Source organism: Nostoc spongiaeforme FACHB-130 (assembly GCF_014698475.1).
GTDB lineage: Bacteria > Cyanobacteriota > Cyanobacteriia > Cyanobacteriales > Nostocaceae > Nostoc_B > Nostoc_B spongiaeforme.
This window is the reverse complement of record NZ_JACJTB010000011.1, coordinates 21,823-36,587: the sequence shown is the minus strand read 5'-3', so window position 1 is coordinate 36,587 and position 14,765 is coordinate 21,823. Positions and strand designations below refer to the sequence as shown.

12 protein-coding genes are annotated in these 14,765 nt (G+C 39.5%); 4 read left to right on the top strand and 8 right to left on the bottom strand.

What is annotated here, in order from left to right; all coding sequences use genetic code 11:
- The first annotated feature begins 134 nt into the window (after positions 1-134).
- Together H6G74_RS11085 and H6G74_RS11080 are read left to right on the top strand one after the other, a co-directional pair.
- Positions 135-893 carry a peptidylprolyl isomerase gene (locus H6G74_RS11085; RefSeq protein WP_190967723.1) on the top strand — a complete coding sequence of 253 codons (759 nt, stop codon included), beginning with the start codon at positions 135-137 and terminating at the stop codon, positions 891-893.
- Positions 842-3,544: a peptidase domain-containing ABC transporter gene (locus H6G74_RS11080; protein ID WP_190967722.1), complete on the top strand. Its 2,703-nt coding sequence runs from the start codon at positions 842-844 to the stop codon at positions 3,542-3,544. Before H6G74_RS11085 ends, H6G74_RS11080 begins: the two co-directional genes overlap by 52 nt.
- Positions 3,545-3,731: 187 nt before the next feature.
- On the opposite strand, the gene petJ is transcribed toward H6G74_RS11080, so the two are convergent.
- From petJ to H6G74_RS11050, 6 genes are all read right to left on the bottom strand, one after another.
- Complete coding sequence (petJ, locus tag H6G74_RS11075; protein WP_190967721.1) at positions 3,732-4,076, bottom strand: cytochrome c6 PetJ; 345 nt, start codon at positions 4,074-4,076, stop codon at positions 3,732-3,734.
- Positions 4,077-4,338: 262 nt separating this feature from the next.
- A complete protein-coding gene (gene petE, locus H6G74_RS11070) occupies positions 4,339-4,755 on the bottom strand; it encodes a plastocyanin (RefSeq protein ID WP_190967720.1) in 417 nt (138 codons plus the stop codon).
- 392 nt (positions 4,756-5,147) lie between these two features.
- The gene (psbV, locus tag H6G74_RS11065; RefSeq protein WP_190967719.1) at positions 5,148-5,639 is read right to left on the bottom strand and encodes a photosystem II cytochrome c-550; all 492 of its coding nucleotides are present in this window, start codon (positions 5,637-5,639) and stop codon (positions 5,148-5,150) included.
- 64 nt (positions 5,640-5,703) lie between these two features.
- The gene (locus tag H6G74_RS11060) at positions 5,704-5,970 is read right to left on the bottom strand and encodes a hypothetical protein (protein ID WP_190967718.1); all 267 of its coding nucleotides are present in this window, start codon (positions 5,968-5,970) and stop codon (positions 5,704-5,706) included.
- 181 nt (positions 5,971-6,151) lie between these two features.
- Positions 6,152-6,943: a carbohydrate ABC transporter permease gene (locus H6G74_RS11055; protein ID WP_199340966.1), complete on the bottom strand. Its 792-nt coding sequence runs from the start codon at positions 6,941-6,943 to the stop codon at positions 6,152-6,154.
- Between the two features lie 41 nt (positions 6,944-6,984).
- The gene (locus H6G74_RS11050; protein ID WP_190967716.1) at positions 6,985-7,893 is read right to left on the bottom strand and encodes a carbohydrate ABC transporter permease; all 909 of its coding nucleotides are present in this window, start codon (positions 7,891-7,893) and stop codon (positions 6,985-6,987) included.
- Positions 7,894-8,062: 169 nt separating this feature from the next.
- Between H6G74_RS11050 and H6G74_RS11045 the strand changes: the two genes are divergently transcribed.
- Entirely contained in the window at positions 8,063-10,501 is a 2,439-nt protein-coding gene (locus H6G74_RS11045; RefSeq protein WP_190967715.1) for an ATP-binding protein, read from the top strand.
- 133 nt (positions 10,502-10,634) lie between these two features.
- Here H6G74_RS11045 and H6G74_RS11040 read toward each other — a convergent pair whose 3' ends face one another.
- A complete protein-coding gene (locus H6G74_RS11040; RefSeq protein WP_190967714.1) occupies positions 10,635-11,882 on the bottom strand; it encodes an ABC transporter substrate-binding protein in 1,248 nt (415 codons plus the stop codon).
- Positions 11,883-12,034: 152 nt separating this feature from the next.
- On the opposite strand from H6G74_RS11040, the gene H6G74_RS11035 reads away from it, so the two are divergent.
- Positions 12,035-13,426 carry an MFS transporter gene (locus tag H6G74_RS11035; protein ID WP_190967713.1) on the top strand — a complete coding sequence of 464 codons (1,392 nt, stop codon included), beginning with the start codon at positions 12,035-12,037 and terminating at the stop codon, positions 13,424-13,426.
- A gap of 72 nt (positions 13,427-13,498) precedes the next feature.
- Here H6G74_RS11035 and accD read toward each other — a convergent pair whose 3' ends face one another.
- Positions 13,499-14,449, bottom strand: coding sequence for an acetyl-CoA carboxylase, carboxyltransferase subunit beta (accD, locus tag H6G74_RS11030; RefSeq protein ID WP_190967712.1), 951 nt, complete (start codon positions 14,447-14,449; stop codon positions 13,499-13,501).
- Positions 14,450-14,765 lie beyond the last annotated feature (316 nt).

Genomic DNA, 14,765 nt, shown 5'->3' with positions numbered 1-14,765 from the left:
AATACTATTTTGGATTTGAGATTTTGAATTGGGAATTGTAGTCTCTATCTGACTTTCAGCCACTCCATCCGTCTGAATCTTGTTTCCCATCTCTCGGAATTATGAACTTTTAGCTGTTTTTCTTGAGTTATTTCATGGAATCTTTATCATTTCTGTCAATAAATGATCATCCACTCCCAATCACACAGGCAGTAAAATATCTCCAAGCTTCCGGCAAATTATCCCAGTTTATTGGTGATATTCTCCGGCAGTATGTGATTGAGCAAGAAATCCAAACTAGAGATGATTTAGATATCAATCCAGCTTTAACCGAACAAGCAGTTATTGACTTTCGTTTAAAAAATCAACTCACCCAACCCCAAACTTTTCAAGAATGGTTACAAACAAATGGTACAGATTATGAAACATTTCATAGATCAATTACATTAGGTTTCAAGTTAGAAAAACTTAAAACATTAGTTACACAACCTCACATTCCCGAATACTTTATTGAAAGAAAAATTTATTTAGATCGCGTTGTTATTTCTCGCATTATTGTTGATAGCCAAGAACTTTGCGAAGAACTCAGAACTCAAATCGAAGAAGGAGCCAGCTTTGAACAACTAGCCAGAGAATATTCCCTAACAGACGATCGCATAATGAACGGCATGATGGGAGCAATCAGCCGTGGCACCATGCCAGATACATTGCGGGCAGCGATTGATGTTGCTAGTTCTGGACAATTGGTGGGGCCAATAGAACTAGAAGGACGTTATGGTTTGTTTCGAGTCGAACAATTTCTGCCAGCGTCTTTAGAAGATACTCAACTCCAACAAGCATTACAAAATGAGTTATTTGAAAAATGGCTAGCAGAGAAAATTCAAAAGCTAACAGTGAAATTACAGATGGGTTAACAAATCTGGATCATGAATCTTTAGAAATTAACGCTATAGCAGAAATACCTTGGCAGCAAGGGCCTTTATGTTGGCTAAGTAGCGAACAACAAGCCAGATTGCGTAATCAGTTAGTTATCCATCGTTACCAATTAGGAGAAAAAATCTGGTCAACGCAAAAACGCGGCTACCAATACTACATAGTCTCAGGTAAAGTCAGGCTCAGACAAGAACAAGATAGCAAAGCGATCGCCGCCTTACAAACTGGAGATTGGTTCGGCGACCTCTACAAAATCGCATTAGACTGCAAAGCCGTAGCCGCCAGTAAAGAAGTCATCGTGGCTTGTTGGGACAGTTCCCTGTGGACAGAATTTAGCACTCCCGAAATTGAACAATTCTTCTCTGGTTCCCCAACCGCAGCCGCACCCAGCAATTCTGAACCCCAACCCAGCCTCGAACCACAACTGCCCCTACCAGCCACAACTGTTACTCCCGAAACTCAGCCACCAACTCTCCAAGAATTACTCAACCGCACTCCAGATAATTCCAATTACCCTTTTATTGCCCACGCTAATACCGCAGCCGCTTGTCTGACAATGGTGGCGCAACACCTAGACAACCCAGTACAACTGGAATGGGTGCAGCGTCAACTGCGCGGACAAAGCCCCAAACACATCGTCGAAGCTGGCGAAAAACTGGGACTGGTGTTGCGACGACTCCAAGTGAGTTGGGAAGAACTACCCAAACTTTCCTTTCCGGCTTTGATGTTATGGCAAGGTGAAAATCAATCCCAACCGACTTGGGTAGTTGTTTACGCCATCAAAGGTTCCCGCTTAATTGTGGCGAATCCCCTCAATCCAGGGCAAATCTGTGAAACTCTGCCCCAATCAATTGTCGAAGCAATGTGGGATGGGCAACTATGGCAAGTAGAACTGATTAATAAACATGAAAAGTTCAACCTCAGTTGGTTTATTCCGGCTGTCTGGAAATACAAGGGATTATTAGGGGAAGTTTTACTGGCATCCTTAACCTTACAACTGTTTGGGTTAGGTACACCCCTCATTACTCAAGTCATCATCGATAAGGTGATGGTGCAAGAAAGCTTGCCCACTTTGGATGTGATGGCGATCGCTTTATTGTTAATTGCTTGCTTTGAGGCGGTTCTGGGTACTTTACGTCTCTTCATCTTTACCCATACAGCTAGACGCTTGGATTTAAGCTTGTCGGCGCAGCTATTTCGCCATCTTATGCGCTTGCCTTTAGCTTATTTTGAATCTCGGCGGGTGGGTGATACCGTTGCCCGTGTTCAAGAACTCGAACAAATCCGGCAATTTCTCACAGGTACAGCTTTAACAGTCATTCTTGACAGCATCTTTGCCGTTGTTTATTTGGCATTGATGTTTTACTACAACATCCCTTTAACTTTTGTTGCTTTGGCAGTGTTGCCATTGTTTGCCGCTTTAACGATTTTTTCCACACCTATTTTACGCAACTGGCTAAACGAAACCTTTAACCGCAGTGCCGACAGTCAATCGTTTTTGGTAGAGACAATTACAGGTATTCATTCTGTGAAAGCCCACGCGGCTGAACCAGTAGCGCGGGAACGTTGGGAAGGTTTATTTGCCCGATTTATCCGTACTGGGTTTAAAGCTTCTACTACATCGAATATCAGTAGTAATATTGGTGACTTTCTCACGAATTTTTCGACTTTACTGATTCTTTGGGTGGGTGCAAAATTGGTAATTGACCAACAACTAACAATTGGTCAGTTGGTAGCGTTTCAAATGTTATCGGGACGGGTAACAGCACCTCTATTGCGGTTGGTACAACTGTGGCAAAATCTCCAACAAGTCTTGCTGTCAGTCGATAGAATTGGTGATATTCTCAACACAGCCCCAGAAGCCGAACCAGGTACAGGATTAGTTTTACCCGCATTAAAAGGGCAAGTAAATTTTGAACAGGTATTTTTCCGTTACCAAGCCCATACTGAACCAGTGTTACGCGGCATTACTTTTGATGTCCAGCCAGGGCAGTTTATTGGCATAGTCGGACGTAGTGGTTCGGGTAAAAGTACGCTGTCCAAGTTGTTGCAACGCTTATATCAAATTGAATCGGGACGCATTTTAATTGATGGCTTTGATATTAAGAGTGCTGATTTAGCATCACTGCGGCAACAAATTGGCGTAGTTTTGCAAGAGGACTTTTTGTTTAATGGTTCAATTTTAGAAAATATTACTTTGGGCAATCCCAATATTACGGCGGAACAGGTAGTAGAAGCGGCGAGATTAGCTGTAGCCCATGATTTTATCAGTCAATTGCCATTCGGTTATGAGACGAATGTGGGAGAGCGAGGTACAGCTTTATCTGGTGGACAGCGCCAACGGATTGCTTTAGCACGCTTGTTTTTATCCGATGCTCCGATTTTAATTTTGGATGAAGCGACAAGTGCTTTAGATAGTGAAACTGAACAACAAGTACTCCAAAACCTCCAAAAAGTTTCGGCCAATCGCACAGTGTTTTTGATTGCTCACCGCTTTGCCCCACTTAAACGGGCTGATTTAATTGTGGTGATGGAAAAGGGCATAATTGCTGAACGGGGTACTCACACGCAACTTTTACAGCAGAAGGGTTTGTATTGGTCTCTTTATCAACGTCAACAGGCTAATGTGTAGGTAAAAGGCAAAAGGCAAAAGGTAAAAGGTAAAGATTTTAATTTCTAGGCTCTAGCTAATATAGGTCGGTGGAAATCAACAGACCATCTGAAATGAGTAAAAATCTTGTGGTATGAACACTCTTTCTTTTTACTTTTGCCTTTCTACTTTTGCCTTGTTGTACTAGTCCCTAGCCTCTTTTTCACATCTACCAACCTTGTTCGGCTTTTTGAAAAACGTAAGCAGCGACATCCAAAATTTCTTCGGGTGTTAACTTGTTTTTGAAGGGGGGCATGGCATTTTTGCCATTTTGGATTTGATGAATAATTGCCTGAAGGGAGTCGGTGTTATAGTCTGCCAAGTATTTTGATAATGCTTCTTGGTTTAAGGTTTTTTCGGCAACAAGAATGTTACCGCCACCTATGTGGCAAGAAGCGCAATTGGCGCTAAAAATTTTTGCACCGTTGGATGTTTCGGCGGCTAATGCTGGATAAGTAAATGTTAATTGGAAGAGCGCGATCGCTAGAAATAAAATTAACAACAGTCTTCTCAAGTTATTCTCCAGACTCTAGCGCCTAAATAGAGTTCTCATCTATACTTTGACTGCTACATTTTATCAGTTTTAGATTTAAATAAAATTAGCGGTGACGAGTTCATCTCTGACATCGCTGGGCGCTGTTGAGCATTTTGGGCGGAAATCAAACTCGTCACCGCTATTGATTGATTTGTTGTATATGCCAGATTCTGGCATTCTTTAGTTTGTCAATTTTCCTGAACAGCTAGAAAATTATCTAGTTTCGCCAGTGCTATTTCTACTATTGAACAATGATGTGACCAACCATACCAGCACCACGATGAGGTTCGCAATAGAAGGTGTAATCACCAGCAGGTGCATCAGATGGGATGGTGGTTGTTTGTGTTTGACCAGGACTCATTAACAAGCTTTTGTGAGATAGAGATTTAGCTAAATCTGCACTCTTAGCGGGGTTGAGAGCCGCATCAAATACAACGTTATGGGGAGGAACTTTGTTGTTTACCCATTCAATTGTATCGCCGGGCTTCACTGTTACCTTGCTGGGTTCAAATGCCAGCATTCCTTTATCGCTACCCAACTTGATTTGGTGGGTTTCAGCAGAGGCTGGAGGTGTAAAAATAGCAAAGCTGCTGACAACTAAAATCATGGTCAACACAGCTAGGCTCAAGCGTCTCAGACTTGCCGCAATCAATTTCATGACTTTCTCCTAACAGATGGTTTTATAGTCCCTATCTCATTTTAAATAAAATCAACGCCAAAGTTTGACAATATGTCGTAGATCCAATTTATTTTATTTATCGGGTCATAAATTAATATTCAGAAACCTAAAAATCACAAATAACTCTGATTTTTGTACACTAAATAGCTTTTACGTCAAGTAGGAAAAATCCCAAAAACCAGTTTTAATTCTTAAAAAAATATAAAAATTGGGAATTAGTCACTGTGAAGTATCAAGATTGAAGAATGAAGGCTGAAGAATAAAAGTAAAAATTAGTACTTTATCTTAGCCTGCGGCAAGCCGCTACGCCTCTACATACTTGTTTATTCCCAGTATCTAATTCCCTAAGACTCAGCAATTATGACTGAGGTTTAGTAATAGATTTTGCCACCGCCCCACTTAGTACCTACGACTTTAGGTTGTAGCAGGATGTGACCAGCTATGGCTACCAAATCGTCTTCGGTCAGATTTCGCATTGTTGTGAAAATATCTGCACTCTTGAGACTGGGGTGTAATTCAGAGATTTCCTCTTCCCCATCATAAGTGGTGGGATTTTTCATGTAATCTACCAAACCCTCAATGTTGTTGCGGTTTGGTGTAGCCAATGCTAATGCTTCTGGTTCCAGACCTACGTTTTGGTTGGTTTTGGTAACGCCACCTACATGACATTGAGCGCAAGCGTATTGAAATAAACGTTTGCCTTCTTTAACTTGTTTGAGGCTGAGAACAACGGTATCACCTTTGTCATTTAATGGCACTGTTCTGGTAGCTGCGTCTAGTTCCACAGCTGAAGCCGCACCAACCATTAACTGAAATGTCAGTAAAACAGTAACCACAACAACGCCAATTAATCTTCTAAACATGTTTCCCCTTAAAAATTTTGACGCTCAACACAGCTAAATAATGCGATACTCAATCTCTATGTTGCTAACGGTTGTTATATGTTGTTAAAAATTCGCTCCAGCCTGAAATCGCCCACAAGGTGACTCTGGTATCACTCACCGAGTCGCTAGTACCTTGCTGGTGAATTTCAGACGATGTTTGCGCCATAATTGCTTTTGCATTTTCTAACGCCCAATGAGCCTTGTGGCATTTATAGGCAGTTCTCAATTGGTTATCCAGAGAAAACACTTGCGCCACAGTCATACTGTAGTATGTTGCTATCTCTGCGATCGGTAGACCTGCAAAACCCATAATGTTTGGTTAACTAACAAATAGAGATTGAGTCGCTGTAATACCAATATCACGTTAGGAGTGCAATTTGTTGCCCAAAATTTGGATGAAGGGTGGGGATGGTTGGGAGATAAGGGGGACAGGGGAGACAAGGGAGACAGGGTAGACAAGGGGGAAATAGTTATGAGTATATTGGTTCAGGTTATCCTTTCCCGCCTGTAAAGGTGGCGCTTTGAATAAAGTAGCGGTTGAAGAAAGCATATATACCTAACGCTGGCAGGGTAAAGACCATCGAAGCTGCCATAATGTAGTTCCAATAGCTGATGTATAGACCTTTAAATGTGTTTAAGCCTAAAGGTAAGGTAAACATTTCGGGGTCAAATAAAATCACGACAGGTAGCAAGAAATTATTCCAACTACCCATAAAGACAAACACGGCTTGGGCTGCAAGTGCTGGTTTGGCTAAAGGTAAGACAATATGTCTGAAGATTCCCCAGGTATTTAAGCCATCTAATTGCGCGGCTTCTTCTAACTCCCTGGGAAAATTCACGAAAAACTGCCGCATCATAAAGATAAAAGTAGCGTTAACCATTCCTGGCACAATCATACCTTGATAAGAATTTAGCCAAGCGATCGCCTTTAAAATCAAAAATGTCGGAATCAAGGTAATTTGTGCCGGAACTGCCAAAACTGCCAAAATCAAGAAAAACCAGAAGTTTCTCCCAACAAAGCGCAGTCTAGCTAAGGCATAACCCGCCATAGAGTTAAATATCAAGTTTAATAACGTGACGCTGACAGCAATAAACACACTGTTGAACAACCAACGCCAAAATAAAGGTTCTTGTAAAAATATTTGCGTGTAATTATCTAAAGTAAAGTTTTTCGGAATAAAATTACTGCCACCGTTGACAATTTCTGATAGCGGCTTAAATGATGCTGACAACGCCCACAAAAAGGGGATTAGGGTAATAACTGCATACAGTGTCAACACCATGTATAACAATAATTTGAGCCAAGGAATGCGAGAAATTTTAGTCACATTTTTTCGCCTCCAAATAAACGCCGTTGGATTAAAGTCATGGTGATGATGACTAATGCCAATAAAAATGCGATCGCAGCAGCATAACCCATTTGTAAATTACGAAATACAGCTTGGTAAATCAATAACACTAAAGTCAGAGTTGCATTATTCGGCCCGCCAGTCCCACCAGAGAAAATATATGATTGGTCAAATAACTGAAAAGTCCCAATTATGCCAATAGCTACAACAAAAAAGGTTACAGGACGGAGTATAGGGATGGTGATATAGATAAACTGCTGCCAACCATTTGCTCCATCTAGTTCTGCCGCCTCGTATAATTTTTGGGGGATATCTTGCAACGCCGCCAAATAAATCACCATATAAAACGGCGCAGTTGACCAAATATTCATAATCATGATGCCTTTGAGTGCCACATTTGGATCACCCAACCAGTTATAAGTAGGTAAACCCACAAAAGCCAAAACATCATTCAGTAGCCCATCCGTGTTATAAATCCACATAAAAATCAGCGTCAGCACTGCGGAAGAAGTCACTGTGGGTAAAAAATAAAGGATGCGCCACCAATTTTTTCCCCGAATCCCGGAATTTAGAGTTACCGCCAGAACTAAAGCCAAAATTGTTTGCGACGGTACAACAATAGCCACGTATTCTGCGGTGTTTTTCAAAGCTATCCAGACGCGTTCATCTTCGATTAAGCGGCTGAAATTGCGAAAGCCGATGAACTCATATTCAATTCCGCCGAGAAGTTGCACTTTGTGTAGCGAAAGAAAGACGGCGTAGAGAATGGGTAACACAACAAAAGTACCCAAAATCAACAGTGTGGGTGCAAGGAAAAAATAACCAGCTAGATTTTCCGTCAGATTCCACCTAGCATTTTGCTGTCGCCTGCTAACTTGCCACACAATTCTACCTCCGCTTAATTATGTACAACCTTGTTGTAGCGATGGGTAATACATGATTATTTATGGTAGCGTTTGATGAAATATGTTTAGAAATAATGGCGATCGCTTATGTAAGTTACTGTATATCTCATTTTGGGAAGAATATATTTGGTGATTGTCAGGAGACAGAATGTTATATACAGCCTACTTAAACTCGATTAAAAACGAACTGCAAAGAACGGGTAAAACCAAAAAAAGCTTACGAGTTAAAACCATCATGGAACAGTTTGGCTATCAACGCAGAAGTCAGGCATTTATTGATGATTTTAATACTGCTCTGGAAAATTTAGGATTGTCTGCTGAACCTGTTTTTGATTTATATATTCCTTTAGATACAAAAATAGATATTTCTCTTAAAGGTATAGAACTTACTGATGAAATTTTCAACTCAGCAGCAATTTCGCAAAAGTTGAAAGAAACAATTCAAGTCAAACATGATTTCTTTTACTATTTATTTGACTTTGGATCTGAGCAAGAATATGAACGCTTTCAAGCTTGTTTAGATTCAAATCAACCGATGGGGATTTTTCTCATTCCCCAAGATGTCGATTTCTTTTCTGATATTGTTGTCAAAATTTTTAATTATGAACTGATTAGAAAATTTCAATATCAAGGTTTAACTGAAGTTACAAGTTCTTCTGTACGCCAATTTGCAACTAAAATTATTGACTCTGATGATGATTGTGAAAACGAAAAAGAAAATTCTATTAAAGGTGCTAATATATTTCATTTTTATCGTTCAACAATGACAAGTGTCATCTTAGGTGACACTGGCTTAGAATTACTAGATTCGGAAAAATTTGATGAGCAGTTTGAATCTATATCTTTATCTTTAAATAAGTATAATTCTACACAATCATTTATTTTATTTCACTGTCCATCAGTGTTAGAAATTCAAGCCCAACAAAAAGAAGATAGTTTAGGGCATTTAGTCGATACAGTTGCGAGTAAAATTCCCTTTACTTTTACCCTCAGATGTAAATATTCTCATGAAGCTGCCATTGAAAAAAAGGAAGAGATTTTAGCTCATTTCCGTCTATTATTAGAACTGCCTTATTATCAAACAGAGGAAGATGATGTATCTCTCCTCAATTATTTCTTAGAATTGCAAAAAGCTCAAATTCAGGCTGAATCACAGTTGTTACTCAAGATGAAGCCTGAACATCTTTATCATCTAAAGTGGCAACAGGAAAGCACTGAGTACATCTATCTGAAATATTTTGCTATCAAAACATTAGAAAGTCTTGGATATGAATTATCGCATATTGGCTGTGAAATTGAATTAACTTCTCAAGATGAAGATAATAGCGATGATGATGAAGACGAATATCAAGAATATCAAACTGAAAAAGTAGAAGTATATATTAAAAATAAAATTGTTGTAGAAATAGAAACTCTCAAATATAACGAGTTTTCTGACAATAATCTCTTTTTTGATATGATTAAGAGAATTTTGCGAAAATCTCAGGTATGGCCAAACAATTTAGAAAGTATTTGGTTAGTAGTACCTGGGTTTGAAATTGCTCGCAATTACTATCAACTCAAAAAAACTAAAGAGATTTTAGAATCTAAACTATCAGAATATTATGGTGCTAACTTTAAAACTATAGTGATGACACCAGATTATGAAAAACATCAATTAGTCCCTGTAGCATTTGACACTATTGATTATCCGACTTTTGAATATAGAGTCAAAAGACAAGCTACAAGACAAATCACCCCAGTTAGCAAACAAGTCAAACTTGACTTTAGCCAAGTCAAAGGTCTGAATGAAGAAAAAGAAAAATTAAATAAGCTGCTCAAGTTACAATCTAAAGGGCATAAAGGCGCAATTGGGGGAATTTTGTTTTATGGATTACCTGGATGTGGTAAAACATTACTAGCCAATGCTTTTGCTAATGAATCAGGGCGATATTTCTTTAAATTTTCTCCGGCTGATATTATTAGTGTATGGATAGGTCAAAGCCAGAAAAATATTCGAGATATTTTTGTCCAAGCTAAGAAAAAAGCTCCTTCTGTATTATTCATCGATGAATTAGATAGTATTGGTTTTAATCGTAATGATGAAAACTCCCATACTGACCAAAGAGCCACTATCAATCAATTATTGATTGAACTGAACAATATTAAAAATAGTGATGTCATTGTCATTGCTGCTACTAATTATTTAAGTGGCATTGATAATGCCTTAAAACGTTCTGGCAGATTAGATTGGAAAGTACCAATCTTTCCTCCCAATCAAGCAGAGAGAGTCGAAATATTTAAGCATTATCTATCACAATTGAATGTAGAGCAATCAGTTAATTTTGAAATGTTAGCTGAGAAAAGTATCCGATTTACTTCATCTGATATTGAGTTAGTTTGTCGAGAAGTCAATAATGCGATTTTATTAGAAGAAATCAGTTCATATTTGACAACTGCTGATGTGATTACTTTTATTCATAATCTCCAAGATGGGGGTTTAAGTTTGACTCAAGAACAGGTGAAGGAATTTTTGGAAGAATGTAAGCGATTGAGTGTGAAAAATCCTAAGTTGGAAACCTTGAGATTAGAATGGGAAATTGATTAGGTATCAGGCGACTGGAAGTCGCGGCTACATAGGTAAAACCCGCCTAAGCGGGTTAAAAACTTTGATTTTCTTTTAGTCCGCGCAGGCGGACTTTGTTTGTATAGCCGCGAATTCAATTCGTCGGGGCTAGGTGCTATTCCATCAATTTAATTTGTTGATTAGCTGCGGTTTGCGCTTTTAACATTGCTTGCTGTAATGATTGTTGTCCTAATAAAGCACTAACAAACTGATTATCAAAATTATTCATAATAGCTGCGGGATATTTACCAACTTGCCAAGGTGTTGCATAACTAACTCCTGCAACCAATGGTTTTCGTAGAATATCTTTGTCATAGCCTAATTTTTGTGCTATTGATTTTCTGGTTGGTAGCGCAAATCCTGTGGCTGTCCATTTTTGCATTCCGGCTTTACCAGTCAGGTAAGAAATTAACTCCCAAGCTGCTGCTTTCTGCTGAGATTGCTTGTTCATCACATAGGCTACAGTAAACACCATTGTGCCTTTTTGATTATTAATTGTGGGTAATTCTGCTGTGGCAAATTCTAGTTGAGGAAAGGTTTCTTGCAGATAAGGAATCGCCCAGTTACCTTCAATCACCATTGCGACTTTACCCTGTCCAAACATTTCGCTACCTGAGTTTGTCCCAACATCAGATTTTTGAGCAGAGGATTTATCTTTTTGATACTGTTCGATAACTAATTGTAAGCCTTGTAAGCTTTGTTTGCTGGCAAAAGCAGCGTAACCGTTCTCATCAATAACTTGTCCATCAAAGGCTTTAATTTTATAGATTTGACGCGCTAATTCAGGTAATTCACCAAAACCATATTTGTTGAGCTTGCTTGTTAATTTTTGGGAGTAAGAACGCAGTTCTGACCAAGTAGTTGGGGGAGTATTCAAGCCTGCCGCAGCAAAAGATTTTGTGTTATAAAAAAGAGCTAATGTAGAATAGTCTTTTGGTAGCCCATAAATATGGTTTTGATATTTAAAGCTATCTAACAGGGTAACTTCAAAGTCTTCTATATTAAAAGCTGGTTGAATGTAATTATCTAAAGGTTCCAAAACATTTTGACTCATCAAAAAAGGCGCTTCCAGTGCATCAAGATAAAATACATCAGGAGCCGCATCTCCAACCAAACGGGTTTTGATTACGTCCATATATTGGTCGGAAATAACTTCGTATTTAACTTTGATGTTGGGATGCTGGGCTTCAAAGTCTTGTAGGACTTGTTTTAATAGCTTTTGCTCAACTTGGGAACCAGCCCAGCCACTCAGTTTAACGGTGACTGCGTTGGTTGTTGCTAGTGGTAGCCTGTGATAGCCAATAAGAGCGATCGCGATCGCTATAACTACACCCAAAAATTTCCACAAATTGATTCTTTTCACAGATGGATGACAGTAGTTTTTACTTCACTTATATCGTCTGTAGCTCAAGACAGATGTTTAATAAATCTGAATTTTTCTTGAAATTAAGCAAGATAAAATAACAAAAAATTATCTCCACAACTACGCTGAGGTGCGTTACTTCAAAAACAACTATGGATTCTGTTCAGGTTGAAACTGCTGCTTCTCTGACTCTGGAAATTACCCAAGAAATCACCCAGATTGTCACACCGCCAACCACACTGGTTCCTACTCCCAAGCCGATTTTCCGTATTCCCAAGGATGCTATTCGGACTAGTTTACGCGCCTCTACAGTGGATGCTGTTTTAGCAACAGTTTTTGGAATCACTACAGGCGGTATTTTACTTAGCAATTTCCTTGTGGAATTAGATGCTAGTCCGGTGGTGTTTGGGTTGTTATCTTCTATACCAATGCTGGTGAATCTGATTCAGCCTTTGGGTGCTTATTTATCAGAACGTACTACTAGCCGTTTTCGCTATGCTTTAGGAATATATGGAACAGCTAGATTATTGTGGCTAATTTTAGCGATCGCTATTACTATTTTTAGTTGGGGCGGTATCAGTTCTCAACAGTTAGTTGTATTGACCTTATTGATTGTTTTAGCTACTCATCTTTTAGGAGCTTTGGGTTGTGCATCTTGGATGAGTTGGTTAGCAATAATCGTTCCCCGAAAACTGCGCGGTAGGTATTTCGGGATTCGCAACAGTGCAATCAGCTTAACTAATTTAATTTGTATGCCTTTGGCTGGTTTAATTGTATCTCATTGGTATGGTGGCAACATCCAAGGTTATGGAGTAGTGCTGCTAATTGGGATTATATTTGGCATTGTTAGTATTGGTTTCCAATATTTCAAATTCGATATCAATCCTCAATTACAAAATTCTTTAGCTTCCACATCTACAAATAACCAAACAGATGAATTAAATTATTCACCTACTATTAGTATTTGGAAAAACTACAATTTTTTAATATTTCTGATTTATATCAGTTTATGGATGTTTGCTGTTCATTTAAGCGCACCTTTTTTTAACCTTTATATGTTAGATACTTTGAATATAGATGTTAGTTGGGTGACGCTTTACGGCAGTTTACAGGCTGGTGCAAATTTATTAATGCTAATTTGGTGGGGCAAATTAGCAGATAGGGTAGGAAATTTACCCATCTTAATTTTTGTGGGAATTTTGGTAGGACTGACACCAATTTTGTGGTTGGGAATTAATGCCAGTCAACTTGATATTTGGCTGTGGTTGCCACTTTTACATATTTTGGCTGGCATAACTTGGGCAGCAATTGACTTGTGTAATAACAATTTGCAATTAGCGATCGCACCCATGAAAAATCAGTCAATTTATTTTGCGATCGCAGCTGCGATTGCTGGTGCTAGTGGCGCTTTAGGCACAACTATCGGCAGTTTTATCGCTCAATTTGCCCTGTGGGGCGGCTTACTTGGCTTATTCGCCCTCTCTGGCTTGTTGCGCCTAGCCGCACTTGTACCACTGTTTTTTGTGCAAGAACCAGGAAGGTGAGAAGGCAAAAGGCAAAAGTAAAAAGGCAAAACAAATCTTAACTTTTACCTTTTTACTTTTACCTTTTTACTTTTATTCAACTGCTGTAGAACTCAACGTCATCGACTCCCACAGCATCATCGAAGGGGCTGTTGTAACTGGTTGGTGTAAAGCAATTAGCTGTGCTAAGGTTTTCTTTAACTGAGTACGAGGCACAATCTCGTCTACAAAGCCATGCTTGAGTAAATCTTCCGCAGATTGGAAATCTTCAGGTAATTTTTCGCGGAGGGTTTGCTCAATGACGCGCCGACCAGCGAAACCGATTGTAGATTTGGGTTCTGCCAAGATAATATCGCCTAACATGGCAAAACTAGCGGTTACGCCGCCTGTGGTCGGGTTGGTCAATACGGGAATGTACAATAATCTAGCTTCACGATGGCGGTCTAAAGCTGCGGAGATTTTCGCCATCTGCATCAGGGAAAGCATACCTTCCTGCATTCTCGCGCCGCCAGAGGTGCAAACAATCACTACAGGGTAGCGTCGTCCGGTGGCTTGTTCAATTAAGCGGGTGATTTTTTCGCCGACAACGGAACCCATACTACCACCCATAAACCGGAAGTCCATTACTCCCAAGGCTACAGGCATTCCGTCGATTTGTCCCAAACCTGTTTTTACTGCATCTACAAGACCGAGTTTGGTTTCCATTTCCCGCAGGCGATCGCTATAAGGTTTGCGATCGCGGAATTGTAAGGGGTCAGTCGGGCGCAAATGCTCATTTATCGGTTGCCAAGTATTGCTATCTATCAATTGGCGGATGCGTTCATCACTATCTACCCGATTATGATGTCCACATTCGACGCAGACCATTTGATTAGCTCTCAAATCTTTTGTATAGGTTAAAACACCACACTGAGAACATTTATGCCATAGCCCGTCAGCAATTTCCCGTTCTTGTCGTTCCAGGTTGGTAGAGCCTGATTTTTTTCGATTTGCAAACCAATCAAACAGAGACTTTAAACCGCGTGATTCTTCGTTGTTTGCCATTTTTATCTTATTCAAGTGGGTATGGGTCGAAAAGTCATTTGTCCTTTGTCATTAGTCATTTGCCAAAACAAGTGCTTAATGACTACGTAGCCAAAATTACGCTTATAAGCAATTCAGACCTTATTTTGCATCTTTGGTTGCCAGCTTAACGAAAATGCTTATACCAATACAAGTCTCTCGCGGATATGATTTTCTAAATGTATTAGTCAAGTCAAGTCCATTGGAACACCAACTCCCGAAAAAAAGATGCTGTTACCCAACCCTAGCGGCAATCTACTGTTTCCATATTTTGTAAATAATTTTGCTAGTTTCTGAG

Bases quoted from the DNA above. Each gene is read 5' to 3' on its own strand.
- petE (WP_190967720.1), bottom strand. From the start codon at position 4,755: ATGAAATTGATTGCGGCAAGTCTGAGACGCTTGAGCCTAGCTGTGTTG.
- H6G74_RS11080 (WP_190967722.1), top strand. From the start codon at position 842: ATGGCTAGCAGAGAAAATTCAAAAGCTAACAGTGAAATTACAGATGGG.
- H6G74_RS11035 (WP_190967713.1), top strand. From the start codon at position 12,035: ATGGATTCTGTTCAGGTTGAAACTGCTGCTTCTCTGACTCTGGAAATT.
- accD (WP_190967712.1), bottom strand. From the start codon at position 14,449: ATGGCAAACAACGAAGAATCACGCGGTTTAAAGTCTCTGTTTGATTGG.
- H6G74_RS11060 (WP_190967718.1), bottom strand. From the start codon at position 5,970: ATGGGTTTTGCAGGTCTACCGATCGCAGAGATAGCAACATACTACAGT.
- H6G74_RS11055 (WP_199340966.1), bottom strand. From the start codon at position 6,943: ATGGTGTTGACACTGTATGCAGTTATTACCCTAATCCCCTTTTTGTGG.
- H6G74_RS11045 (WP_190967715.1), top strand. From the start codon at position 8,063: ATGTTATATACAGCCTACTTAAACTCGATTAAAAACGAACTGCAAAGA.
- H6G74_RS11085 (WP_190967723.1), top strand. From the start codon at position 135: ATGGAATCTTTATCATTTCTGTCAATAAATGATCATCCACTCCCAATC.
- psbV (WP_190967719.1), bottom strand. From the start codon at position 5,639: ATGTTTAGAAGATTAATTGGCGTTGTTGTGGTTACTGTTTTACTGACA.